The following is a 24,174-nucleotide window of genomic DNA, read 5'->3' on the forward strand; positions in this document are numbered from 1 at the left end:
ATTGAATTAACCCCTTAAAATTTTTTTGAATTTTCGCTACCTTCTCCATTGGAGGGGAACTCTCACGTATTCAATGTATTTCAATAAGCTATTAACCTTATTGTCTTTTCACTCATTAATATTCAAAAAGAACGCTTCCCCATGTAAATCCGCTTCCGAAAGCTGAAAGAAGTACAAGGTCTCCTCTCTTTATCTTACCTTGCTCAATTGCTTCACTTAAAGCAATTGGAATAGACGCAGCTGTGGTATTTCCGTATTTCTGAATATTATTGAAGACTTTTTCGTTCGGTAATCCGAATTTTTCCTGTACAAACTGAGCAATTCTAAGGTTCGCCTGATGTGGAATGAACATATCAAGGTCTTCAATTGTTTTTCCAGCTTTGTTCAGAGCTTCCATCATGGTTTCCGGGAATCTTGTTACCGCGTGTTTGAATACGAAGTTTCCATTCATGATAGGATAAACTTCTTTATTGGTAACATTCTCCGGTTCTTTTCTCATTCTGTCACTCCATCCGAATTTTGAACCCGGAAACTGAGTACAAAGCTCATCTGCATATTTTCCTTCAGAATGCATATTCATCGCTAAAATATCACCTGCATTTTCATCTTCTGTTGCAGAAAGGACTACAGCTCCTGCTCCATCCCCAAAGATTACAGAAACCCCTCTTCCTTCATCAGAAAAATCCAATCCAAAAGAATGAACCTCCGCTCCTACAACAAGAATATTTTTATAAGTACCTGATTTAATAAATGCATTTGCCACACTCATAGAATATACAAATCCTGAACACTGATTTCTCACGTCCAATGCTCCAATTGTATCACACCCCAACATATCCTGAAGCAAAACACCACAACCAGGAAAATAATAATCCGGCGATAAAGTTGCGAAAACAATATAATCGATATCTTTTGAGGTAAGACCAGCATTCTGAATCGCTTTTTCTGCAGCTTTAAAACCTAAATAAGCACTGGTTTCCTGAGAGTCATTTCTATTTTTTCTGTGTCTTCTTTCCTTGATACCTGTCCTTTCTGTGATCCATTCGTCATTGGTCGTCATTAGTTTTGATAAATCGTCATTTGTAACGACGTTATCTGGAACATAAAATCCTACCCCTTTTATGGTACTTTTAATCATATAGTTTTTTAATTTTGGCAAAGATAAAACTTATTTAGTCACTCCTTAAAATACATTTAAAACATTGGATATTAGTATTCTAAATATTGATTCATTTGTTTTTTCTTGCAGGTTTTTGTATTTTAGAGCTTTAAAACCTTGCAAATATGTTGGGAAAAAATCCAGAAAAACTGCCAGAATTATTTCGCCCGATGTTGGTGGATTTTATTGATGAGAAGCACGAACTTGTATTGCTTTCAGAAAAAATTGATTGGAATTATTTCGAGAAAGAATTTTCTCCATTGTATTCTAAAGTAGGCAATCCAAGTCATCCGATTCGGTTTATGGTGGGCTGCCTTCTTTTGAAGCACCTGTACAATTTGGGCGATGAAACCCTTGCCTCAGCGTGGATTATGAATCCTTACATGCAGTATTTTTGCGGAAGAGTTTTCTTTGAACATGAATTCCCGTGTGACCCAAGTAATTTTGTGCATTTCCGAAAAAGAATTGGCGAAAACGGTATTGAAAAAATCTTTGCCTACAGTGTAAGGATGCATGATGCAAAGGTCAATACTTCACATTTTGTTTTGTCAGATACCACGGTTCAAGAGAATAACACTACTTTTCCTACGGATGCGAAATTGTGTAAAAAAGTAATTGATTATTGCAACAAAATAGCCGAAAAAGAAGGCCTAAAGCAGAGACAGCGCTACACGAAAGTCAGCAAACGACTGGTTCGCAACACCTACAACGGCAAACATCCTAAGCGAGCTAAAATGGCAAGAAAGTCACAAAGACAATTAAAAACCATCGCCATGAGGCTGATACGAGAACTGGAACGCAATTTTACGGCAGAACAGAAAGAGTTTTACAAAAATACACTGACACTTTACGCCAAAGCGGTTACTCAAAAAAGAAACGATACCGATAAAATTTACAGCATTCACAAACCATTTACCCGATGTATTGCGAAAGGAAAAGCTCATAAACAGTATGAATTTGGAAATAAGGTGGGCTTGATAACGACCTCGGGCAAAGGCAAAAAAATCATTCTTGGGATTAAGGCATTTTTACAAACACCATACGATGGTCACACCATTGAGCCGCTTCTGGAGCAAATGGAAAACAGTGGTCAGCAACTTCCAAAAGAACTCGTTTACGATCGAGGTGGCAGAGGAAAATCGGAGATCAAAGGCGTAAAAATCTCTATTCCAAGCACTCCAAGAAAAACAGACACCGCTTATCAAAAACAAATAAAACGCAAGAAATTCAGAACTAGAGCAGCGATCGAACCTATCATCGGACACTTAAAGACGGATTTTAGGCTGGCTCAAAATTATTTCATGGGAGAAATGGGGCCACAAATCAATGCATTATTATCAGCAACCGCCTGGAATATGAAGAAAATGATGGAAATACTGAAAAAAGAATTGAGTTTATTTTTTTATCAAATACAAATTATCCTATTTTCTAATTCTATGTTTAAAAATAAATTAGAAAATAGCATTTCTTAAGGAATGACTATTTAATACATACTTTTTCAAAATATTAGTATTTTTACTTTATGCCAATTGATACGATATACAGAACCTCCCAGTGCGAATGGGTAGATGTAGAGGCTCCTACTGCGGAAGACCTGAAATTTCTTCATGAAAGATATGAAATCAATAATCTTCTTCTGGAAGATACCATGGATCCCAATCACCTTCCCAAATATGAAGAGGACGGAAATGTAAAGTTTTTTCTCCTTCGTGAAAGTACAGAACTGGAGAGAAAAAATCTCAATACCATTAGTGATATCAGTACCAAAATCGGAATTTTTCTGGTAGAGAATACCATTATTACCATCCACAGGATGAAAACAAGAAGTATTTCTGAAACTAAAAAGCAAATTTCATTGATTCAGGAGGATCTTATGCCGCAACAAATCATGCTGAAAATTGCAATATTGATCATGAAAAGTTTCGATGATGAATCTTTAAGCCTGTTCGAAACAATGGATAATATTGAAAACGAGATCTTTCTTAAAAACACGAATCACACGAACCAGATCCGACGTCTTTACAAGCTGAAAAGAAAATCAGGGCTGAACTCAAGGGTATTGGTAATTTCTACGGATGCCATTGATAAGTTTAAATTACTCAATCTTCAGGATTCAGAAATTGTGGATTTAAAAGATAAGCATAAAGATGTTGTTGCCGATTTTGATCATTTAAATATCCAGATCACCAACCTTATTTCCATGTTCCTGGCTCTTTCTGATCAAAAAGCCAATCAGGTAATGAAAGTTTTGGCAATTTATTCCATTTACTTCTTACCCATCACATTTATTGCCGGAGTTTACGGAATGAATTTCGATAATATGCCGGAGCTTCATCATAAGTATGGATATTTTATAACGCTTGGAGCTATGGCTACTGTTATGCTCAGTACGTTTATTTATGTGAGGCGCAAACAGTGGTAATTTTTTCCTTGAACGGAAAGTCGCAAAAATATAAATCGGTTTATTAATTTAGATTATTAGATTGCTTCACCGCGGTTCGCAATGACAAGACACCATTAAAACAAAATACCATGACTGCTGATAACCTTAACACAATTCTGGAAGATCCTTCTCTCTCACAGACATCCAGGGATAAGCTGCTTGCCTTGCACGAGAATATTTCGGCCAAAGAATTTTCTGATCTTCTGGATCAGAACGGGAATCAGTATATAGAGTTTGTACAGGAAGGTGGCGGCGTCTGGGGAAGTGCACTGGTGGGTTATCTTTACGGGCTTGAAATTTTTGGAATCCGTTTTCTGAAAGTAGCCGGAACAAGCGCCGGAGCAATTAATACAATGCTTATAGCAGCGTGTAAAACTAAAGAAGAAGCTAAAAGTGAATTGATTAAGGATATTCTTTTCAGCTGGGATTTTGCAGATTTCATGGATGGAAAAACGTATGTAAAAACGACGCTGCATGCGATGCTTAATAATAAAGATTTCTTCAAAATCAATACCATTATTGCTGGAATCCTGTTTATTATTCTGATCAGTATTCCGTTTTTGGTTAATCCCTCTACAATACTGAATGCCAAACTGATGTTTTTGATTCCTCTGATTCCGGCTGTTATTCTCTTTTTCTGTGTTCAAAAGTTATATGATAATTTCAGAAAGGAAAATAGCGGGCTTAATCCGGGAAATGCCTTTCAGAATACCATGCAAAATGCATTAGTGCGTTTTGGAATACAAACAGTTGCTAACCTCAACGAAAAATTTATTCAGAAGGAATATGGCCTCAACCTTAATTACCGCTACGGAAACGGACAGGAATATTATAATATGGCTTTGCAAAGCATTGAAAAAATCAAAACCAAAAACCAGGAACATATTGATTTAACCCGGTACAGAATTTTCTATGAAAGTGCCGTTAATAATGATTATTATAAAAACAATCCTTTCTACCTTTTAAAATCTGAATATGTGGTTATTACCACTGACATCAATGCTAAAATTAAGGTAGAACTTCCTACAATGGCCAACCTTTATTGGTCTGAGGAAGAACTGAAGCACATCAGCCCGGCCGAATTTGTAAGAGCATCTATGGCAGTTCCATTTTTCTTTGAGCCTTTTCAAAAGCAAATCAATAAGAATGATGATTCTGTAGAGTATGCCTGGAGATACTGGATGAATACAAAGCCTGAAGATATTAATCCTGCCGGTGTTTTCATTGATGGTGGCAGTATTTCCAATTTTCCGATTGATTTGTTTCATGCGGATGAAGTTTTTTATCCCAGAATGCCTCTTTTCGGAGTGCAGCTGACCAGTGATTCTGCCATTCTTTCGGAAAAAGGAAAAACCAGTCAGGAAATTCTTAAAAGCCCGTTCAGCTATGCCGGAAATATCATCAGTACTTTAAAAGGATTTAATGATAAAACATTTCTTACCAAACATACTTTTTACAAATTGTATAGTATACAGACCGTAAACTGCGGTACCAGCAGCTGGCTGAATTTCTTTATGAAAAAAGAAGAAAAGGAAGAACTTTTTAACAGAGGTTTTCAGGCGGCTCTTGATTTTCTCAACACCTTCAACTGGGAAAAGTACAAATACGAAAGAATGCTGCTTACCATGAAGGAGAAAAAAATACTGAAAGAAGAGGATACACCTACGGTGGGGTAAGGGTTTTATCTTTTAAATTAACCAATATTATATATTATAAATAAAACAATAGTATGAAATATATCTGCCAATGCTGTGGAGAAGAGAAAGAAGACTGGCCTGCGATAGCTTATAACGCTCCTTATTTTTATTACTGTCTATCAGAAGAGGAATTAAAGACTACTGAACTCACTTCAGACTTATGTATTGTAAAAGATACTGAAGATACCCATAGATTTATCCGCACCGTTCTTGTACAGGAGGTTACTGATGACTGCAGAGATCTGGAATATGGAATCTGGGTATCATTGAGTGAAAAAAACTTCAATGAATATGTTGAAAACTATGACAATAAAGAATTCGAAGCAGAATATTTCGGATGGCTTGCTACTTATCTTCCGGATTATGAGTTTGAGGAAAGTATTCCTACAACTGTAGTAGTAAATAATTCTATCGGACGGCCTTTTGTTTATCATCATGAAAGCTATGAGCATCCGTTTGTATATGACTTTCATAATGGAATAATAATGGAGGAAGCAGAGAAAAGAATTAACAGGGTTTTAAATAAAGAATAGATGAACTGGATTATCAGAAGTACAAAAAAGGTAAAATTCCATACCAATCTTCATGAGGTTTTGAAACCTGTTTGGAATGACCTTGCTTTTTATAAATGGATTCTGACAGATTTAGATTTTATATCTGATCAGCCGCTTCCTATCAATTTTGATGAAGATTATTTTGTTTTGGATCATCAGGAATTTGAACAGCTCTATAAAAGCAATACTCAGATCATTTGGGGAATCATTTCAGCTGTTCCAAATAATAGTGAACCAGATACTTCATCAGTCTCCAGATTATCTGCTGAAGATACAAGTGTTTGGGAACCTGATCATTTTTTAATTCAGGAAAGTATGTTAGAAATTATTTCTTTTGACAGCGGATATACTATTGTTAAATTTAAAGATCAAAGCCTTTCACATAAATTTAAAGAATATTTTCAGGAACAAGTAGTAGATCTGCAAAAGTTTAATGAAAAGTATATTGATCGGACATGAAGAAATTGATCTCAGAAAAATTTCATATCATTATTTTGATACTTACTTTAGGACTGATTATATTTTGGTTAATTAGTGCTAATTTAGGAATCAATGATATTCTCAAAAATCCTAAATATACAATTGGAGGAGCCATATCAGATTGGCATTATAAAAACAATAATGGTGTAGGAATAGATTACAAATATCATGTTAATGGCCATACCTACTCTAAAACAGCTAATGTCTCTTATCAGAAAGGAGATCAATTTCTTATTATTTTTGACTCTATAAAACCTGATAATTCAGCGATACTTGATATCTACTCTATTGAAAACTATCTTATTGACTTAAAAATTCCAGAAAAAGGTTGGAAATATCAGGATGTTCCCTTTAATATTGACAGTAATACAATAAAGAAATATGTACAGGACTGGAATGCAGAGCCTTTTGAATATATTCAAAAGTAAGTTGAACTCCTTATTAAATCAAGAGCTCAACTTACTCTTCATATTTCTATAAGTTATCCAAAAATTCCAGATACATTGGAACACTTCTGTTAATCCATTCATCAGAAGAATCTCTTTCAATTCCGTAATAAACGAAAGGTTCTTTGTAATCTGCTTTTATATAATCGAAAGTCAGTTCATAAGGTCTGAAAAGTTCGTTCATAGTGTATTTATATACTCCGGATGCTGTATAGGCTTCTTCATCTATACCTGCTGTAACGGCCAGTGACATTTTCTTTCCTGCCAGCTTGAAACCACTGTTGCTTCCATACGCCCAGCCATACAAAACCACCTCATCCAGCCATTGTTTTAAAAGTGGCGGACTGCTGAACCAGTAAAAAGGAAACTGGAATACAATTCTGTCATAAGATTCCATTAACTTTTGCTCTTGAGCCACATTGATTTTTCCATCAGGATAAGCTTCATACAATTGATGAACAGTATATTTTTCAGGGTGTTTTTTTAATTCGTCAATCCATTTTTTATTGATCACAGATTTTTCAATATCTGGGTGTGTTACAATTACTAAGGTCTTCATTATGTTTAAATTTCTATTACAAAATTACAACACGTAACTTACATTTCGTACATTAGCAACCTATTGTATGGTACTATAAAAAATGTAAGTAATGACTAAAATAAAGGAAACCTCAACCAATTTCGCCAATAAAAAAGCGCTTGCTGATGAATGTCCGGAAATTTATGCTTCTAACACCATCGGGGGACAATGGGCATTGGCAATATGCTGTTATCTGATCAACGGGAAAATGAGATTCGGGGAACTTAGAAAGAAGCTTCAGAACATTACAGAACGTATGCTTACCCTTCAGCTTCGCAGACTGGAAGAAGATAAAATCATTACCAGAACTGTATATGCAGAAGTTCCGCCAAGGGTAGAATATGAGCTTACAGAAATTGGTTACAAACTGAAACCTATTATTCTTGAGTTTGAAAAATGGGGAAATGAGCATAAAGAGCTGATGAAAAATAACAATATATATAATATTTAAAATTTAAAAAATTCTACATTGTATTATTTTGTGTAAAAATAATTATCTTTAAATACACAAACCAATACTATGAAAAACCTAACCTCTTTACTATTGTTCCCTGTATTTATCTTCTTAGGAATAAGCATACATGCACAAAAAATTTCTGATGGCCAGACTGTTGATGTAAACGGGATGGCTGTTACTTTTAATATTCTCAATAAAGAAAGTATAGAATCCGGCGGAAAATCCTATGACCGCTATAAAGTGTCTGCATCCGTAAAAAATAATTCAGATAAAGCATACAACATCAGATTGGCTGCTTTTCCTCAAATTGTAAGCAATATAGGCCTTGTAGAACTGGACTGCATTAATGCAACCGGAGCCAGACTGACTTCTAAAAAGATAGAATTAAAAATGAAGGCACAAATGGTGAATGTTACCTATTCTGCTTACGATAAATCCGGGAAATTCATTACCAGTACCATTCCTGTAACCGGTAGTTATTATTTTGATCCGGGGGATACAATTACTGATAATGCTATTTTCATTGTTCCACAAGGTGAAAAACCGGATGTTTCGATAAGAAGCATGAAATAAAATAGCATCACTTTATACAATTTCTTTGTTCTGAGGCTTTCTGACAGAGTAATGAGTATAAAAAGCTGAGATTCCTATCTTTAGATTTATTTCAGATAAAAATCTAAAGGTAGGAATCAAGACTTATTAATTGAAGAATAATCCTTATTCTATTTCCCCTCAACCTTTTGCCACAAAGGTTTTTGAGCCAATACCTTGGAGTGAATCGGGCAGGTTTCATGATGAGCGCCTTTCAGATATCCTGTACTCATAAGAAATTCATTGACAATTTCTCCACCTGTGAATTTGAATGTTTTTTTGAATAGCTTCATCCATTCCTGCAAAGTCATTGGGTGATGATATTCCAGCCACTGTTCAAAGGATCCAAATTCCTTTTGGAGTTCAATGATTGTTTTTGCATTTTCTATTGCAGCATTCACCTTTAATTTATTCCTGATAATTCCCGGATCACTCAATAATCTCTCGCGGTCTTCTTCCGTATAAGCTGCTATTTTCTGAATATCAAAATGATCATATGCCTTTCTGAAGCTGTCTTCCTTTTTCAGAACTGTTTCCCAGCTCAGTCCTGCTTGGTTGATTTCAAGAATAAGTCTCCCAAACAATTCATTATCATCATGAATGGGAAATCCATAATAATTGTCATGATAATTTTTGTGCAGTTCTTTTCTGCTTTCAGGCTGCATTCCTTCTATTGCTAAACAATAACTCATTTCAATATTTTTCTGTTTTTATGTAAGACTTTCGATGGGTAAAGATAAATCAGAACTGTGACAACTGTCCGTCAGTAGTGATTTTTAATTTTTTAAATTTAATCATAATGTTCAGAAGTGAATACCAGTCAGGTAAATTTCATAAATAATAGTAGAAATATTGGCTCACCTTTTAACTTCTATCAGGAAATAAAGTGTAGTTTTGTAGTAATGCCTAATTCAAGAGCCCATATGAAAACCTATAAAGCCATCATTACGATGCTTATATTGGTATTTTCGTTGTCTCCGTGTTCTGTAAAAAGAAATGTTCTTGATATTTTTGACATTCAGTACATCAGTGGTCTGAATAAGGTGAAAATAACCTCTTCCCTATCCTTCAGTTGTGATGCTGCATCAGCTTCTTCAGGAATTTCGGTATCAAAAAATAAAGTTCAGAGCCTATACAAAGATTCTTTTTACAATTTTTATTCAACTATCGAAAACCCTTTTGAAGAGAAGATTTTCCTCAACAAGTATTCAGGGCATTCTACAGGGAACAGCCCTCCGAAATATATTTTATTTAAAAGGCTGAAGCTTAATCTGGTTTAAAAATTTTTAAGCCTCATTAAAAATCAGTTTTTTACAATATAATATTAATTTCAATGAAAAATATCAAAAACAGCCCGTCTTCGGATATGGCTGGATTATATACTTTATCCCTCCGGATGGTTATCGGATGGACTTACTTTTCAGCATTCTGGCGCCGGCTTATCCTCGAAAACAAGCTTATTCCCGATGAACAGGGTTATATCGGAGAAAAATTCAATCATTTTTTACCCAATGCCCTTGGTATAAAGCCTATTATTGAATATCTGGTTACCCATCCTGATGCATTACAACAATCCATGATGGCTTTCACCATTATTGAAGCCTTTGTTGGGGTATTCATTATTTTCGGATTATTTACCCGTTTGATGAGTATCGGAATTTTAAGTCTTGCTCTCGGAATTTTATTGGGTTCCGGCTGGCTGGGAACAACCTGTCTGGATGAATGGCAGATAGGGGTTTTAGGGGTTTCAGGCGGATTTGTGCTTTTTCTTACGGGAAGCAGCTTTTATTCAATAGATTATTATTTCATGAAAAATAATAAAAGTTTCACGCAAAAAAGATGGTTTCAGTGGTTGGGTTCCGGAAGTTTTCCTATTTCAAAACCAAAGATTTTTGTACTGGCAGGTTCATTGATCATATTTGGATTAACGCTTTTTACCAATCAATATTTTCATGGAGGAGTATGGGGAACGCTGCATAATAAATCCGTAAAACCAAAACTGGAGATTTCAATAATTTCTCATGATAATTCGGATCTAAAATTTCAAGTGTACAGAACAGAAGGTGCTGATGTGTACGGATCTTTCCTAATAGGAATCCATATTCTGGACAAAAACGGAAAGATTTTGAAGGAATTTGATTATAAAGAACTCGCCGGAATTCCAAAAGAAAATATACACAATCATTATGTTGCTAAAGTAAAACCTGGGAAACACAGTTTAATAATTCCGCTGGGAGCAAAAGCTGATGTCACTCTTGACATTGATAATATGTTTCAAATAAGTGAAATTTATACACTAAAACTGATTGATGTAAGTGGTATTGAATGGATAGAGAGAATTGAATAAAATATTTTGCTGATGTACGCAAAAGTGCGGAAAGTTTTGTATGAATGTATTATAAGGCACAAAGATTTTATCTCCGATAAAATTGAATAGCGCTGATATTTTTGATAAGGTTTTCGTTAACGTGTGTGAGATTTTATGTTTTGGCTGAAGCCGGTGGGAAGATATTGCTCTTTTGTGAATGGGCTAAAGCCCATTTTATTTATACAAATACAAAAAAGCGGACTAAAGTCTAGTCATGGTCGGAAGAAATTTCCGACCATTTTTTATGTTTTAAGTTTTGAAGACTTTTGCAGGATCCCCCCCCGCAAATATTATTAAAATTGCGGTAATCATATCCCGAAGTTCCATAGCGATGCGTCTTTTAGCTGTTTTATATCCTAAATTGTTTACTTTTTTGTAAATCAAGAGCAGCATAGAAGCAATCATTGTCATGTAGAGCATTACTTCAATTCCGTTTTTATTGAGCGAAACAAGATGGCTTAAATTCAACTCTTGTTTCATAAATCTGAAGAATACCTCAATATCCCATCTTTTACGGTAATAATCCGATATTTCTTTGGCAGAAAGTTCAAATTCGTTGGTTATGAACCAAAATTCTTTAGCTGTTTTTTCATTTTTGATAACGATCAACCGAAAATATGTTTCTACTTTTTCTTCACGATGATGAATATTTCCCCGTTTGTTTTGGATGGGTTTTCCGGTGTAAAGCTTCACTTTGCTGTCTTTAATAACTCCCCAATCATCCCATTTTATTGGGGGTTCTGTTTTAATAAAAGATTCAATCTCTTCATATTTCCTGTTTTCTTTGGAACGGATAATAAATTTCAGAAGCTTTTCTTCAAAATCTTTCATCGTTCTTGTAGACTGGATCCCTCTGTCTATGATATAAATATTATCATGATGATCTTCTTTTTTCACCTGGTTCAGAACAGCCTGGGCAAGAGCATTATCTTCTGTTGAGTATTTTTGCCCCGTAAAAACATCTACCGCTGATGGCAAAATTCCGTCAAATGAAAAACTGAATTTCACTAATTTTTTTCCACTTTTCTGATCAATTCCTTCTTTAAGCTTGTTACATGTATCAGCTACAATGGTACTGTCAACTCTGATTAAGTTGTATTTTTCGATTTCTGTCTTGGAATAAAGTTCCGAAAATCTTTCGTACATCTGTTCGTAGATTTCTAGGAAATAATTGGAATCAATTTTTGAAAGCCTCTCAGAAATTGAACTCCTTCGAATCTTTTCCTCTTCCCCTAAGCCAAATAACGCTTTGAATCCACTGCTATTAAAAGTATCTTCGAGTGTTCTTTGACTTAATTTTTCATTATCAAATATGCAATACAAAAGCAGGTAGAATATTTTTCTTCCATGCAAAACTTTACTATAATAATCCACTTTTGTACTTGCGGAAAGGTGACTTAAAAGTGCTTCGGGAATAAATTCTAAAACATCTTTAAGTGATATTTTGTGATCTTTAAAAACTGACATAAACAATTGATTATCAGCAATAAAGATACAAAAAATGAAAAAATGAAACAATAAAACAAATTAAATAGTTGATAATCAATTAATTACAATAATAATATTGAATATCTAAAAACAAAAAGTCGGAAGAAAAAATCTTCCGACCATGACTAGACTAAAGTCCGCTTTTACTGATATTTAAAATTTAGTGCATGGCTTCACTCAAATCTATTTTTTCTTTGCTCTTTCTTTCTTTTACGAGTAAGATAAACGGAATACATATCAGGAATATGATCCCAAGGTAAAGAAATACATCCATATAAGATAAAACAGTGGCCTGTTTCGTTACAGATAGGTCAAGCATTTTATAAGCGGCATTCATTGCGGCGTCAGGTGTCATTCCTTTTGCTACAAAACTGGCTTTAAGAGCTGCGAGCCTTTGTTGTACATCAAAGCTGTTTTCGTCCAGATGGGATATAAGATTATTCCTGTATTTCTGACCAGCGTTAGCAATAAAGGTTGTGATGGCTGCAATCCCGAAAGATCCTCCCAGCTGTCTCATCATCCCTGTAAAGGCTGCTCCCTGACCAATCTCCTGTCCCTTCAAAGTACTTAAAGATAAAGAAGTAATTGGAATAAACAGTAATCCTAAACCTGCTCCTCTCACGATAAGCATCCAGAAAAAGGCTTCTTTGCTGGTGTCTGGTGTCAGAATTTTATATCCCCAGAAGCTATACACAAAGAAGATGAAAAGTCCTAATGAAACCAGAATTTGCTGTTTTGCTCCTTTTGCCAATAGTCTTCCGATAATAGGCATCATGAAAGCTGTCGTTAACGCTGCCGGAATCATCAGTGCTCCGGATTGAAGCGCCGTCCATCCCAAGATACTCTGGGTATACAACGGAACGATGAATGTAGAGCCATAAAGTCCAAATCCAAGTACGAAAGACATCATGGTTCCAATTCTCAGGTTACTGTTTTTAAGCACCCTGAGCTCAACTATCGGGTATTTAAAGGTAAGTTCCCTCCAAAGGAATAATATAAATCCTAAAACAGCAGCTACTGTAAACGCTACAATCATTCCGCTGGCAAACCAGTCTTCTTCATGACCTCTTTCAAGAATGAACTGTAATGAACCTACTGTTACTGCCAGTAAACCAATTCCAACCCAGTCCACATCCGAGACTTTACGTTTTTCAGCATATTTCGGACTTCTTACAAACTGCAGTGTCATCAAGGTTGCTGCAATTCCAATCGGAATATTAATATAGAAAATATATGGCCAGCTGAAATTGTCAACGATATATCCTCCAAGAGGCGGACCTAATGTTGGACCAATAATTACTCCCAGACCATAAATAGCCTGAGCCATGCTTCTTTTTTCAATCGGATAAGATTCCGTAATGATCGTTTGTGAAGTTACCAATAAGGCTCCTCCACCGATTCCCTGCATCAATCTGAAGAATACGAGTTCCCAGATATTGGTCGCATTTCCACATAAAAATGAAAATATGGTAAATATAATGATGGATGCCGCAAAGTAATTTCTACGCCCAAACTGCTGGGAAAGCCAGCTCGTCATTGGTACTATAATTACGTTACCAATGGCATAAGCCGTAATTACCCAACCCACTTCTGAAAGTGTAGATCCAAGATTCCCCTTCATTTCATTCAAGGCAACATTTACAATCGTGGAGTCTACAATTTCAAGAAGGGCACAAAGGATAGCAGTAATCGTAATGATCACTCTACGCGCTCCATATTCTACTAATGAATCTTGCATAAGTTTTTTTCTATGTTAAAAGTCAATGGTGAATTTTGTTTCACAAGTGAATGATGAATTTTAAAGCTTCTCATTTTAATTGATAGCAAAGCTGATTCACTATTGACAACGAAGTTCATTGACTTTTAACAGTTTTAAATGTTATTTCAATGCAACTTCTGCCTTCACGTTCATTCCTGTTCTTAATCTTTTTGCAATATTTTTATCAAGATTTACAAAATCGATTTTTATAGGAAGTCTCTGAACTACTTTTACGAAGTTACCGCTGGCATTATCCGGAGGAAGAATAGAGAAAGTAGCTCCTGTAGCTGGAGAGAATGAACTTACTACTCCTTCAAATTCCTGATCAGGGAACGCATCAATCTCAATTTTCACTTTTTGTCCTTCTACCATTTTGTCTACCTGAGTTTCCTTAAAGTTAGCCACAACCCATTTCTGATCGTTTTTAACCAAAGCAAATAACTGTGCTCCTGCCTGTAGGTACTGACCTGCCTGTGTAGGTACTTTTCCTACGTAACCGTCTTCTGGCGCAAGGATTACGGTATATGATAAGTTCAATTTTGCATTTTCTACATCTACTTCTCTTTGTTTAGCTACAGATCCTGCAACACTGATTTGTTGTGAACTTGCAGCTGTTTGAGAAGATGCAATATGAGTTTGCTGAGCAATTTGGTTTCTCTGGTCAACTAAAACCTGTAGCTGTCTGTCTGCAGATTGTTTTGCAGCTAAAGCCTGCTCGTACTGCTGTTCTGTAATAGAATGGTCTTTTACAAGATTAGCATATCTTTTCAAATCCTGAGAAGTTTTCCAAACATTTACTTTTGCTGCTTCTATCTGAGCATTAGCCGTAACTACTGCTGCTTCTGAAGAACCGATATTTTTTGAAGTAGCCGTTGTAGTAGCTTCTGCATTAGAGATATTACTTTTAGCGGTAGATAATGCTGCCTGAGCCTGGTCAAGAGCCATTTTCTGATCTCTGTTATCCAAAATCACCAAAGTATCTCCTTTCTTTACAAACTGGTTGTCTTTTACTTTTACCTGAGCTACATATCCAGAGATTTTAGAAATTACAGGTGCCATATTGGAAGCAATCTGAGCATCGTCTGTCTCTTCATGATATTGTCCGTAAGTAAAGGCTCTGTAACCGTAGATACCTCCTCCGATTACTACTGCCGCTAAAATGATAGGAAAAACTAAACTTTTTTTCTTTTTAGGTTCAGCTGCCTGTGTATTATTATTTTCCATTTTGGTTTCGATCTGATTATTTAATTGTTAAAGTTCCTGTTGTCTGTAATAGTTTTCTGTATGCCAGTGCAGCATCTGCCTTAGCATTGATCACGCCTACGTTTGCAGCAATCTGAGCTGCATCTGCATCCAATAATTCTGTCATGGTTGCAAGACCGTTATCGTATTTATTTTTTGTAATTCTGTAATTTTCATTTGCCTGCTCAGCAGATTTTTCGAAAACAGCAATTCTCTTTTTTGAATAGTCTGTGTTCTGGTATTCTCTGTTTACATCAAGCTTAATATTGTCATTCAATAACTCATCGGTTGCTGCAAGCTGTTTTTCTCTTGCCTGAGATTGTCTCAATGAAGAATTTTCTTTCCACAGGTTAGATAAATTATAAGAAACTCCGATTCCTACATTAATAGCATTGTATACTGTAAGAAATTTAGGAATATCTGCCGCTACATACCCTCCTGTAAATGCAATGGAAGGAAGATTTTCTGCTTTCGCAGCTTTTGATCCCAGTTCCGCTGCTTTTCTCTGCTGAGCCAAAGCCTGTAAATCCTTACGGTTTTCTCTGGCTTCAGAAACATAAAAGTCAACAGGCTTTACATCTGATCCTTCTTCAATATAGTTTTCATCTACTGTAAGTTCTGTAGTTTCAGGAAGTCCTAGTAATAAATCCATATTGATGTTCGCAATATTGTAGTTATTCTTAGCTTCCAACAATTGAAGTTCAATATTTGAAGTCTGAAGGTTTGCTTTTAATCTGTCATTTCTTGCAATCAAACCATTGTTTTCCATTTTAAGGAAAGTTTCATCTCTTTTTTGAGATGCAGTAAGATTTTCTTCAAAAACCTTAATAGACTGATTTGCTTTGAATAAGTTATTATAAGCCTGAGCCACATTATAAGCAATGGCAATTTTGTCATTTTCAGTGCTCAGCTTAGAAGCTTCTACCAGATATTTAGCCGATTGAATTCCGTATTTTATTCTTCCGCCGCTATAGATGGGAACACTAAGATTGGCTGAACCATACACCACCTGATGTACTTCCGGAGCTCCTCCGCCGCCTGAAAGACCTGGAAGTTTGATATCAACATTCGGTTTTATCGGAAGGTACATATAGCTTCCGGATACTTTTAATTCCGGTAACTGTCTGTTTTTCGCTTCCAAAAGATCAGCTGTAGCCTCTTCGATCTTGGCTGCATCGATCTTGAGATTCTTGCTGTTCTGGATTCCCAGCTGCACAGCTTCGTCAAGAGAAAGTGTTTTTTTCTCCTGAGCATTTGCATTTGCTATTCCTACGAATAGTGATAATGCAATCACTGAGTTATTTATTCTCTTCATAACCTAAAAGGTCTTTTAGTAAATATTTAATGTGTTTATTAAGTTCTGTATAATATCTTTCATCAAAAGCTTCCTCATCCTCTGTTTCTTTCAGGAATTCTTTATACATTTCTTTCGCATTGAATGCATAAAATAGAGTTCCGCTTACCGTGGAATGAAGCAGATAAATAGGTGGATTTTTGGTGAAAATTCCATTTTTAAGACCGCTTTCCAGTATTTGAGAATACATAGAAAGAAATCCCATTTTTATTTGCTTCAAAAATTCTACAATCTGAGGATTTTGGGTATGCAGCTGCTCTCTCTGCATAATCCTGTAAAAGCATTTTTGAGTTCTGATCTTGTTAGAAAACTGATCAATTACTTTTTCAATTTTCTCCCATTCATTGAGGTCGGTTCTTCCCAAAAGGTCTTTTGAAAAAAACTGACCTTCATTCATTCTGTATTCCACTAATTTCTCATAAAGTTTTTCCTTAGAGCCAAAGTAATATGAGATCATAGAGATATTTACATTCGCTTCTTTTGCAATTTCACGGGTGGAAGTTCCTTCGAATCCCTTTTCCGCAAAAAGCTGCTCGGCTGCGAACAATATATTTTCTTCTTTTGAAATCATGTTAGTGTTCATTTTTCAGGGCGCAAATGTACATAAGTTTTGATTCAAATCAAACGATTGATTGATTTTTTAATATAGATTTAATTTATCGTAAAGAAAAGACGTTTTCTATAATAGATGCTGAAACCGCAGGAAAGGCCATTTTTACTATAATAAACCTTAACAAAGGTTCATATTCATTTAATATTTGGGGAAAACTTCTAAACCAAAATATTGGTTTTATATCAATTTAAAATTAAGGCATACGTAAAAAAAGAGTAAAAGTGAACACAATATGATAACCTTCTGACGATAAAAAAGAAAAACTCCGGTTGTAACCGGAGCTTTATTTTATGTGCTTTTGTGAATATATCTTGATAGTTTTATTCCCAAATCTGTCCAGACAATTTTAGGATTTCCGTTTCGGGTAAGGTGAAGATCTGCTGTATTGATTTCTTCTAAAATACTTTCAATATTAGCTCCACTGATAAATCTGGAAAATCCAGTCCAATTGAATCCGTTGGCATCTATTTTTTTATATACCAGATTCTCGGACTGATAATTCTGAAGAAGTGCCAGCCTGAAAATTTCAGAACAGTAGTTCAGGAAGTTTTTCTGCTTTTCCCTGTTCCAGCCTGCAATTTCTCTTGCCCATACAATAATACTTCTGAGGTATTCCGGTTTCTTTTTTACCATAAATGCATCCCTCACCCACTGTACAAAAAGCTTTTCGAATTCATTGCTTTTGTCTCCGGAATTCAACAGTTTTATAGCATCGTTAAGATCTCCCTGCGCTTCATGAACGATTTCTTTCACTTTCTCTTCTGAAACGGAAAAGTGCTTTTTGAGATGATTCTCAATATCTTCATCATTAATTCTCGGGATCTCCACAATCTGCGCTCTGGAAAGAATGGTAGGAAGAATATCATTGGTACTTTCTGCCGTAAGAAGAATAATGGTCTTGGCAGGTGGCTCTTCTAAAAATTTCAAAAATTTGTTGGAGGCCGCAATATTCATTTTGTCTGCTCTCCAGACAATCAGAATTTTGGTTCCACCTTCATAACTTTTTAAAGAAAATTTCTGGTTTTGATCGTCAATTTCATCAGCAGAAATAAACAATTGTTTATTTTCTGACTCTAAAAAAGCAGTCCAGTCATCATAGCTCGCATAAGGAGAAGCCATTATCATTTCTCTAAACTCATCAAATTTATTCTTGCTTAAAGAGTTTTTATTATCTGTAAAAACGGGGAAGCTGAAATGCAGATCCAGGTGATTGAGATGTTCTACTTTCGCTGCAGCATGTTCGTTTTCCCGTCTGAGAATCTCTTTGGCATATGCCAAAACCATAGGAAGTGTTCCGTATCCCTCTTTTCCTACAAAAAGTTGGGCATGGCTCACTCTGTTTTCGGCAATGCTTTCTCTAAGAAGTTTTTTCAGATTTGTCTGTCCGGCGATGTTCTCCCAATTCATGTTTCAAAGATAAAAAATCTTATTTCATTTCATAAAATTAAGTAGGCTTAAAATGGATAAAAATATAGATCTTACATTTTGAATGTTGTTTAAACTTATATAAATAGAATATATATTAAACCCTTAAGAGGGAGTTAAGAAATAAAGTGTAGTTAAGATAAATCATTCTGATTTTTAAGCTTAAAGCAAAGCTTATCTTAAAACCTTCATACAATCTTAATGGTTCAAAATAAAAGTTTAAAAACAAATCCATACCTGCCATATTATAGGAAACATCAATAATAGAATTAGAATAAAATCTAAAATTAAATTGCGCAAAATTTAATTTTATACAATAAATTTACCCCGTGAAAATTTTCGTAAATTCATTACCGTTTCACACCAATTTCAAATATTAAATCGTAAACCAATGGATAAAGACCTGGAACAAAAAATCAAGGGCATCTTTCAACAGCAGAAAGCCTTTTTCAAAACCAATCAGACAAAAGATATTGAATTCCGAAAAGCGCAGTTAAGAAAATTCCGTGAAGTTTTTTTACAGCATACGGATGCACTTTGTGAAGCATTAGCTACTGATTTGGGCAAAAGCAGAAAAGAGGCGGAATATGTAGAAATTCAAATTGTGATCAGCGAGCTTGATGATATGCTGGAAAATATTGATGAATGGGCAAAACCAACGCCCGTTCCTTCGAAACCCCATCCGTCAGGAGCTGAAGTTGAAAGTAAAATAACGTATCAGCCTTACGGGGTTACTTATATTATAGGCCCTTTCAACTATCCTGTGCAGCTGACATTCAGTCCGCTTATCGGAGCTTTGATCTCTGGAAATACAGCTATTATCAAACCTTCTGAAAATACTCCACACGTTGCTCAGGTTCTTGAAGATATTGTAAAAGAATCTTTTGATGAATCTTATGTATCCGTTATTCAGGGAGCAATTGAAGAGAATACCCTATTATTAAGCCTGCCTTTTGATTATATTTTCTTCACGGGAAGCCCGAATGTTGGGAAAATTGTGATGAAAGCAGCCGCAGAACAGTTAATTCCTGTTACACTGGAACTTGGAGGAAAATCTCCAACCATTGTTCACAAAGATGCTGACCTGGATAAAGCGGTGGCAAGAATTTCTTACGGAAAATGGATCAACTGCGGACAAACCTGTGTGGCTCCGGACTATATTTATATTCACGAATCTGTAAAAGATGCGTTTATTGAAAAGTTCAAAGCTAATCTGGATACTGCTTACGAAGGAAACTCCCTGGGAAAAATCGGAAAAATTGTAAGTCAGAATCAGATCAAACATCTTGCAGGTTACCTGGAAGCAGCACCGGACAAAGTGATCTACGGTGGTAATTATGATCTTGAAACGCGTCATTTTGAAGCTACTGTAATGGATCATATTACCTGGGATGATCAGGTGATGCAGCAGGAGATCTTCGGGCCTATCCTTCCCATTATGACCTATAATGATATTGAAGAAGCTTTGGAAGAGATCAACAGCCGCCCAAAACCTTTGGCACTCTATGTATTTTCAGAAGATCAGAAGTTTGCAGATTATGTTTTAGACCATACTACAAGCGGAGATGCTGAGATCAATAGTGCTATTATTCACGTAGGCTCACATTATTTACCTTTTGGAGGTGTAGGAACTTCCGGAATGGGAAAATATCATGGGAAATTCAGCTTTGAATGTTTCAGTCACAGCCGTTCTGTTCTTCAGGTAAAATAATTTTAACAATATACTTGATATCAATTAAGACTGTTCATCATAGAACAGTCTTTTTTCGTAAAATAGAATTGATATTTTTATGGGTAAAAATTTGCATTTTTCTTGGAAAGAAAAGCCCTTAACAAACTTTAACCACATATAATTTTTACAATTCATTAATATTTAAGATATTTGCGCATTATTTTAAAAATAAAGAATGAAAAAAATCTTTGTAGTATCATTCATATCAGTTGGATATTTTCTTAATGCACAGAGTTTAAGTAACTCTCCATATGCAGCTTATGGAATTGGGGATGTGAAATATGATAATACGATCGAGACTACTTCTATGGGAGGTATATCCACCGCTTTTATTAGTGATTTTACCAGTAGTTTCAATTTTGCCAACCCAGCAAATAACGCCAATTTTGAACTTACGAGTATCAGGCTGGAAGCTACCAATGAAAACAATTATTTCAAATCGAATTATAACGATATGAAATCTACAAAGCATTCTACGTATCTTTCCAGTATTTCATTAGCTTTTCCGTTATCTTCCAAAGTAAAAATGGGAATCTCTTATCAGCCATACAGCTCTAAAAGCTACGATATCGTAACAGAACAGCTTGCTGATGATAAAACTCCTCTTTATAGAAATAACTTTAAGGGAAGTGGAACGTTGAACACTGCTCAGGTAGCACTTTCTTATAAAATTAACCAGGAACTTTCTGTGGGGGCAAGAGCTAACCTTTATTTTGGAGATCTTAGTGACCTTAACGAATTCCGTGCTTATAATGCTGCCACCGGTACTTACAATAATGAGTATGTAAACGGTTATCAGACTAAGAACAGAGTAAGAAACTTTAATTTTACGCTTGGTACAAGCTACCAGACTTTAAATACACGTACTGATAAGAAATTCACAGTAGGAGCTACAGCTACTTTTGGTAACACAAGTAACATGACTACTGAGTACATCAACAGTACATACAGATATTCTGACGCTCAGGAAACCACTAAGGTGGACGGATCAGAAACCATCATAGATCAGCAGCAGACAAAATCTAAAAATCTTCTTCCGTTCCAGGCATCCGTAGGGGTTGGATATGGAAGTGAAAACCACTGGTTCTTCTCAGGACAGGTGGATTATAAAAAAGGAGAAGACATCTCTTATTTTGGTAAAACTTTCGATTTCCAGGATACTTACAGAATTTCTGCAGGTGGATGGTACCTTCCTAACTATAACAACTTCAGAAATTATTTCTCAAGGGTAATCTACAGATACGGAGCTTTCTATGAAAGAGGAAACCTTAAGCTGGAAGGAACAAGCATCAATAAGTTCGGTATTTCTGCCGGTGTAATGCTTCCGTTCAAAAACAGCAGTATCACCAGAATGAGCGGTCTTGAAATAGGACTGGAAGTTGGAAAAAGAGGAACGCTTCAAAACAACCTGATCAACCAGAACTTTGTTAATCTGAAAATCGGCTTTAATTTTGCTGATAAGTGGTTCAGAAAGACTCTTTATAACTAGAATGAATTTTTCAGAAAAAATATCATATAAAAATATAGCATGCCTTTTTAGTTGTGCTATATTTTTTATATTGACATCCTGTGAAGAGGATCTTACCAAAAGAAATGGCAGCCAAAGCAAGAATTTCCCTTCACAAATCATCAACAACGCTAATATTATACAGCGCGACTCCGGCTTTGTTACTTTAAAAGCCAAAGCCCCCATTATTGAAAAGTACGAGCTTATTGACAGCCCATATGTGGTAGCCAGAAAAGGAATTGACATTGAGTTTTTTGATAAAAAGAAACCCAAAGTTCCCGGAAGCATTACCGCTAAATATGCCCGCATTTTTGAATATAAAAAATTCTATGAAGCCAAAGGTGATGTAAGAATTAAAACCAATGAAGGGCAGAGATTTGCTATGCAGAGTATTTACTGGGATCAAAAAAAGAACAGAATTTATACTAAAGATACGGTATATGTCACCATGGAAGATGGCTCTACATTGGTAGGTGCTAATGGAATGACAGCAAAAGACGATTTTTCAGAATATACCTTTTATAACAACTCAGGAGATTTCAGTTCGAAAAGAATTTCTGAGAATAAAAAATAATTCCTAGAATAATGAAAGCTCTGGCGATTGGATTGATGTCCGGAACAAGTCTGGACGGTTTAGATATTTGTCTTGCTGAATTTGAAAAGCAGGATAAATGGGTCTTTCAAATCCTGAAAGCAGAAACCCTACCCTATTCAAAAGACTGGGAAAACAAACTTAGAAACTCTATTCATCTTTCTGCTGAAGATTTACTGGCATTACATTCTGAATATGGTTTTTATCTGGGTCAGCAGATTAGAAAATTCGTTGATCAGCATCAGCTTGAAAATATCAGCCTGGTTGCATCTCATGGCCATACGGTTTTTCATCAGCCAAATAAAAAATTCACCCTTCAGATTGGTGATGGCAGAGCGATTAAACTGGAAACAGGATTACCTATTATCTATGATTTCAGAAGTCAGGACGTCCTGATGAACGGAAATGGAGCTCCACTGGTTCCGATAGGTGATGAATTGCTTTTCTCGAACTACAGTGCTTGTTTGAATCTTGGTGGATTTTCCAATATTTCCTTACAGTCAGGCGGAAAAAGAATTGCTTTTGATATTGCTCCGGTGAATATTGTTTTAAATTATTTAGCCCAAAAACTCGATAAAAACTTCGATGAAAATGGAGAACTGGCTGAAAAAGGAAAAATCAATGAAACGTTGCTGAGCAAACTCAATGCACTGGATTTCTATCATCAGCCACATCCAAAATCCTTAGGAATAGAATGGTGTAATGAATATATTTTTCCAGCCCTTGAAAATATACAAACACTGGATGCTCTTGCTACTTTTACAGAACATACAGCCCAACAGATTGCCAATGTGATCAATCAGTATACTATAAAGGATATTCTTGTTACCGGAGGAGGTGCTTACAACTCTTTTTTAATTGAAAAAATAAGATCAAAGACAACAGCCGAGGTCATTATCCCTGAAAAAAAGATTATTGATTATAAGGAAGCGCTAATCTTCGCTTTTATGGGTGTTCTCAGAATGAATAATGAGATGAATGTACTGTCTTCTGCAACGGGAAGTACCAATGATCATTCTTCCGGAGTCATAGCATAAAAACAACTCATAAAAATAAAAGACCTTCAAAATTGAAGGTCTTCTTTGTTATTTATAAGCTTCGATTTTATCGGTAAGCGTATTGATAAAATTCTGTAACGGCTTTTCTACCATCATTTTGATGAACGGATTGAATTTCCCTTCAAATAACATCTGAACTTCAGTCTGGTTATCATTAATTGGGTTTAAAGTTGCCGTTAATGAGAAATCTAAACTAGAGCTTGCAGATTTTAAAACCGCTTTCTGGTCATCCACTTCGTCTATTTTTAATGCGATTTCCGGCATTCCCTGTAACCCGAATTTAAATCCGTTATCTCTGGTTTCAAATTTCTGAAGACCATCTGGCATAAAATCCTTATAATTCTCAGGAGATTTTAGCAGCTCGCTAAGTTCTTTAGATGATTTATTGACAATAATCTTTCGTCCTTCTAAATTCATTTCTTATTTTTTATAATTAAATTCTTAACTCTTACAAATGTATAAAGTTTTTGTACATAAATACTTCAAACGGATACCCAATATTTTATTTACTACATAATTTTCTGATCATACAATATCAAACATAGAAAACGCTGAAGTAATTTTCCATCCGGAAAAGAAGATGAAAAGCAGCACATATCCGTTTATCACTATAACAAAATTATAAAAAA

The 24,174-nt window shown here is 35.4% G+C and carries 24 protein-coding genes; 14 read left to right on the top strand and 10 right to left on the bottom strand.

Features of this window, described 5'->3' with window-relative positions; all coding sequences use genetic code 11:
* Positions 1-115: 115 nt before the first annotated feature.
* Positions 116-1,138 carry a 3-oxoacyl-ACP synthase III family protein gene (locus CLU97_RS14070; protein WP_121488490.1) on the bottom strand — a complete coding sequence of 341 codons (1,023 nt, stop codon included), beginning with the start codon at positions 1,136-1,138 and terminating at the stop codon, positions 116-118.
* Between the two features lie 146 nt (positions 1,139-1,284).
* On the opposite strand from CLU97_RS14070, the gene CLU97_RS14075 reads away from it, so the two are divergent.
* The 6 genes from CLU97_RS14075 to CLU97_RS14100 all read left to right on the top strand — a co-directional run bounded on the left by CLU97_RS14075 (position 1,285) and on the right by CLU97_RS14100 (position 6,761).
* Entirely contained in the window at positions 1,285-2,631 is a 1,347-nt protein-coding gene (locus CLU97_RS14075; protein ID WP_121486246.1) for an IS5 family transposase, read from the top strand.
* Positions 2,632-2,681: 50 nt separating this feature from the next.
* Positions 2,682-3,581, top strand: coding sequence for a CorA family divalent cation transporter (locus CLU97_RS14080; protein WP_121488491.1), 900 nt, complete (start codon positions 2,682-2,684; stop codon positions 3,579-3,581).
* Positions 3,582-3,691: 110 nt separating this feature from the next.
* Positions 3,692-5,278, top strand: a complete 1,587-nt coding sequence (locus tag CLU97_RS14085) for a patatin-like phospholipase family protein (protein ID WP_121488492.1) — start codon at positions 3,692-3,694, stop codon at positions 5,276-5,278.
* A 53-nt stretch (positions 5,279-5,331) separates the two neighbouring features.
* Positions 5,332-5,832, top strand: a complete 501-nt coding sequence (locus tag CLU97_RS14090; RefSeq protein ID WP_121488493.1) for a DUF2199 domain-containing protein — start codon at positions 5,332-5,334, stop codon at positions 5,830-5,832.
* Complete coding sequence (locus tag CLU97_RS14095; RefSeq protein WP_121488494.1) at positions 5,833-6,312, top strand: hypothetical protein; 480 nt, start codon at positions 5,833-5,835, stop codon at positions 6,310-6,312. It begins immediately after the preceding gene.
* On the top strand, positions 6,309-6,761 hold the full coding sequence (locus tag CLU97_RS14100; RefSeq protein WP_121488495.1) for a hypothetical protein: 453 nt from the start codon (positions 6,309-6,311) through the stop codon (positions 6,759-6,761). The genes CLU97_RS14095 and CLU97_RS14100 overlap by 4 nt, the downstream gene beginning before the upstream one ends.
* A 46-nt stretch (positions 6,762-6,807) precedes the next feature.
* Here the strand turns inward: CLU97_RS14100 and CLU97_RS14105 are convergent, their stop codons facing one another.
* Positions 6,808-7,338 carry an NAD(P)H-dependent oxidoreductase gene (locus CLU97_RS14105; protein ID WP_121488496.1) on the bottom strand — a complete coding sequence of 177 codons (531 nt, stop codon included), beginning with the start codon at positions 7,336-7,338 and terminating at the stop codon, positions 6,808-6,810.
* A 91-nt stretch (positions 7,339-7,429) separates the two neighbouring features.
* Between CLU97_RS14105 and CLU97_RS14110 the strand changes: the two genes are divergently transcribed.
* Both CLU97_RS14110 and CLU97_RS14115 read left to right on the top strand, forming a co-directional pair.
* Positions 7,430-7,810, top strand: a complete 381-nt coding sequence (locus CLU97_RS14110; protein WP_121488497.1) for a winged helix-turn-helix transcriptional regulator — start codon at positions 7,430-7,432, stop codon at positions 7,808-7,810.
* Between the two features lie 69 nt (positions 7,811-7,879).
* Positions 7,880-8,389: a hypothetical protein gene (locus CLU97_RS14115; protein WP_121488498.1), complete on the top strand. Its 510-nt coding sequence runs from the start codon at positions 7,880-7,882 to the stop codon at positions 8,387-8,389.
* A gap of 149 nt (positions 8,390-8,538) precedes the next feature.
* Here the strand turns inward: CLU97_RS14115 and CLU97_RS14120 are convergent, their stop codons facing one another.
* On the bottom strand, positions 8,539-9,099 hold the full coding sequence (locus CLU97_RS14120) for a DNA-3-methyladenine glycosylase I (protein ID WP_121488499.1): 561 nt from the start codon (positions 9,097-9,099) through the stop codon (positions 8,539-8,541).
* Between the two features lie 231 nt (positions 9,100-9,330).
* On the opposite strand from CLU97_RS14120, the gene CLU97_RS14125 reads away from it, so the two are divergent.
* Both CLU97_RS14125 and CLU97_RS14130 read left to right on the top strand, forming a co-directional pair.
* Positions 9,331-9,687 (top strand): hypothetical protein, encoded by a 357-nt coding sequence (locus CLU97_RS14125; RefSeq protein ID WP_147436488.1) that lies wholly within the window; start codon positions 9,331-9,333, stop codon positions 9,685-9,687.
* A gap of 53 nt (positions 9,688-9,740) precedes the next feature.
* Entirely contained in the window at positions 9,741-10,754 is a 1,014-nt protein-coding gene (locus tag CLU97_RS14130) for a TQO small subunit DoxD (RefSeq protein WP_121488501.1), read from the top strand.
* 270 nt (positions 10,755-11,024) lie between these two features.
* Here CLU97_RS14130 and CLU97_RS14135 read toward each other — a convergent pair whose 3' ends face one another.
* The 6 genes from CLU97_RS14135 to CLU97_RS14160 form a co-directional block, all read right to left on the bottom strand.
* A complete protein-coding gene (locus tag CLU97_RS14135) occupies positions 11,025-12,242 on the bottom strand; it encodes an IS4 family transposase (protein WP_121488502.1) in 1,218 nt (405 codons plus the stop codon).
* Between the two features lie 181 nt (positions 12,243-12,423).
* Entirely contained in the window at positions 12,424-14,001 is a 1,578-nt protein-coding gene (locus tag CLU97_RS14140; protein WP_121488503.1) for a DHA2 family efflux MFS transporter permease subunit, read from the bottom strand.
* Positions 14,002-14,142: 141 nt separating this feature from the next.
* Positions 14,143-15,246 carry an HlyD family secretion protein gene (locus CLU97_RS14145; RefSeq protein WP_121488504.1) on the bottom strand — a complete coding sequence of 368 codons (1,104 nt, stop codon included), beginning with the start codon at positions 15,244-15,246 and terminating at the stop codon, positions 14,143-14,145.
* 16 nt (positions 15,247-15,262) lie between these two features.
* Positions 15,263-16,579, bottom strand: a complete 1,317-nt coding sequence (locus CLU97_RS14150) for a TolC family protein (protein ID WP_121488505.1) — start codon at positions 16,577-16,579, stop codon at positions 15,263-15,265.
* Positions 16,563-17,189, bottom strand: a complete 627-nt coding sequence (locus CLU97_RS14155) for a TetR/AcrR family transcriptional regulator (protein WP_228437715.1) — start codon at positions 17,187-17,189, stop codon at positions 16,563-16,565. Before CLU97_RS14155 ends, CLU97_RS14150 begins: the two co-directional genes overlap by 17 nt.
* 330 nt (positions 17,190-17,519) lie before the next feature.
* Positions 17,520-18,638, bottom strand: a complete 1,119-nt coding sequence (locus CLU97_RS14160; protein WP_121488507.1) for an ATP-binding protein — start codon at positions 18,636-18,638, stop codon at positions 17,520-17,522.
* A 409-nt stretch (positions 18,639-19,047) separates the two neighbouring features.
* Here CLU97_RS14160 and mdlD point away from each other — a divergent pair, with 409 nt between their 5' ends.
* The 4 genes from mdlD (at position 19,048) to CLU97_RS14180 (ending at position 23,524) form a co-directional block, all read left to right on the top strand.
* Positions 19,048-20,367, top strand: coding sequence for an NAD(P)-dependent benzaldehyde dehydrogenase MdlD (mdlD, locus tag CLU97_RS14165; RefSeq protein ID WP_121488508.1), 1,320 nt, complete (start codon positions 19,048-19,050; stop codon positions 20,365-20,367).
* A 196-nt stretch (positions 20,368-20,563) separates the two neighbouring features.
* Positions 20,564-21,877: a hypothetical protein gene (locus CLU97_RS14170; protein WP_121488509.1), complete on the top strand. Its 1,314-nt coding sequence runs from the start codon at positions 20,564-20,566 to the stop codon at positions 21,875-21,877.
* A gap of 1 nt (position 21,878) precedes the next feature.
* The gene (gene lptC / locus CLU97_RS14175) at positions 21,879-22,469 is read left to right on the top strand and encodes an LPS export ABC transporter periplasmic protein LptC (protein ID WP_121488510.1); all 591 of its coding nucleotides are present in this window, start codon (positions 21,879-21,881) and stop codon (positions 22,467-22,469) included.
* Between the two features lie 11 nt (positions 22,470-22,480).
* Entirely contained in the window at positions 22,481-23,524 is a 1,044-nt protein-coding gene (locus CLU97_RS14180) for an anhydro-N-acetylmuramic acid kinase (RefSeq protein ID WP_121488511.1), read from the top strand.
* A 48-nt stretch (positions 23,525-23,572) separates the two neighbouring features.
* On the opposite strand, the gene CLU97_RS14185 is transcribed toward CLU97_RS14180, so the two are convergent.
* A complete protein-coding gene (locus CLU97_RS14185) occupies positions 23,573-23,962 on the bottom strand; it encodes an SRPBCC family protein (RefSeq protein WP_121488512.1) in 390 nt (129 codons plus the stop codon).
* Positions 23,963-24,174 lie beyond the last annotated feature (212 nt).

The sequence above is a fragment of the Chryseobacterium sp. 7 genome, from assembly GCF_003663845.1.
Classification (GTDB): Bacteria; Bacteroidota; Bacteroidia; order Flavobacteriales; family Weeksellaceae; genus Chryseobacterium.

What these genes read in the sequence shown, in the direction of transcription:
- CLU97_RS14170 (WP_121488509.1), top strand. Translation starts at nt 20,564, where the DNA reads ATGAAAAAAATCTTTGTAGTATCATTCATATCAGTTGGATATTTTCTT.
- CLU97_RS14080 (WP_121488491.1), top strand. Translation starts at nt 2,682, where the DNA reads ATGCCAATTGATACGATATACAGAACCTCCCAGTGCGAATGGGTAGAT.
- CLU97_RS14100 (WP_121488495.1), top strand. Translation starts at nt 6,309, where the DNA reads ATGAAGAAATTGATCTCAGAAAAATTTCATATCATTATTTTGATACTT.
- CLU97_RS14090 (WP_121488493.1), top strand. Translation starts at nt 5,332, where the DNA reads ATGAAATATATCTGCCAATGCTGTGGAGAAGAGAAAGAAGACTGGCCT.
- CLU97_RS14150 (WP_121488505.1), bottom strand. Translation starts at nt 16,579, where the DNA reads ATGAAGAGAATAAATAACTCAGTGATTGCATTATCACTATTCGTAGGA.
- CLU97_RS14155 (WP_228437715.1), bottom strand. Translation starts at nt 17,189, where the DNA reads ATGATTTCAAAAGAAGAAAATATATTGTTCGCAGCCGAGCAGCTTTTT.
- CLU97_RS14140 (WP_121488503.1), bottom strand. Translation starts at nt 14,001, where the DNA reads ATGCAAGATTCATTAGTAGAATATGGAGCGCGTAGAGTGATCATTACG.
- CLU97_RS14160 (WP_121488507.1), bottom strand. Translation starts at nt 18,638, where the DNA reads ATGAATTGGGAGAACATCGCCGGACAGACAAATCTGAAAAAACTTCTT.
- lptC (WP_121488510.1), top strand. Translation starts at nt 21,879, where the DNA reads ATGAATTTTTCAGAAAAAATATCATATAAAAATATAGCATGCCTTTTT.
- CLU97_RS14085 (WP_121488492.1), top strand. Translation starts at nt 3,692, where the DNA reads ATGACTGCTGATAACCTTAACACAATTCTGGAAGATCCTTCTCTCTCA.
- CLU97_RS14120 (WP_121488499.1), bottom strand. Translation starts at nt 9,099, where the DNA reads ATGAGTTATTGTTTAGCAATAGAAGGAATGCAGCCTGAAAGCAGAAAA.
- CLU97_RS14105 (WP_121488496.1), bottom strand. Translation starts at nt 7,338, where the DNA reads ATGAAGACCTTAGTAATTGTAACACACCCAGATATTGAAAAATCTGTG.
- CLU97_RS14110 (WP_121488497.1), top strand. Translation starts at nt 7,430, where the DNA reads ATGACTAAAATAAAGGAAACCTCAACCAATTTCGCCAATAAAAAAGCG.
- CLU97_RS14125 (WP_147436488.1), top strand. Translation starts at nt 9,331, where the DNA reads ATGAAAACCTATAAAGCCATCATTACGATGCTTATATTGGTATTTTCG.
- CLU97_RS14130 (WP_121488501.1), top strand. Translation starts at nt 9,741, where the DNA reads ATGAAAAATATCAAAAACAGCCCGTCTTCGGATATGGCTGGATTATAT.
- CLU97_RS14180 (WP_121488511.1), top strand. Translation starts at nt 22,481, where the DNA reads ATGAAAGCTCTGGCGATTGGATTGATGTCCGGAACAAGTCTGGACGGT.
- mdlD (WP_121488508.1), top strand. Translation starts at nt 19,048, where the DNA reads ATGGATAAAGACCTGGAACAAAAAATCAAGGGCATCTTTCAACAGCAG.
- CLU97_RS14135 (WP_121488502.1), bottom strand. Translation starts at nt 12,242, where the DNA reads ATGTCAGTTTTTAAAGATCACAAAATATCACTTAAAGATGTTTTAGAA.
- CLU97_RS14070 (WP_121488490.1), bottom strand. Translation starts at nt 1,138, where the DNA reads ATGATTAAAAGTACCATAAAAGGGGTAGGATTTTATGTTCCAGATAAC.
- CLU97_RS14115 (WP_121488498.1), top strand. Translation starts at nt 7,880, where the DNA reads ATGAAAAACCTAACCTCTTTACTATTGTTCCCTGTATTTATCTTCTTA.
- CLU97_RS14095 (WP_121488494.1), top strand. Translation starts at nt 5,833, where the DNA reads ATGAACTGGATTATCAGAAGTACAAAAAAGGTAAAATTCCATACCAAT.
- CLU97_RS14185 (WP_121488512.1), bottom strand. Translation starts at nt 23,962, where the DNA reads ATGAATTTAGAAGGACGAAAGATTATTGTCAATAAATCATCTAAAGAA.
- CLU97_RS14075 (WP_121486246.1), top strand. Translation starts at nt 1,285, where the DNA reads ATGTTGGGAAAAAATCCAGAAAAACTGCCAGAATTATTTCGCCCGATG.
- CLU97_RS14145 (WP_121488504.1), bottom strand. Translation starts at nt 15,246, where the DNA reads ATGGAAAATAATAATACACAGGCAGCTGAACCTAAAAAGAAAAAAAGT.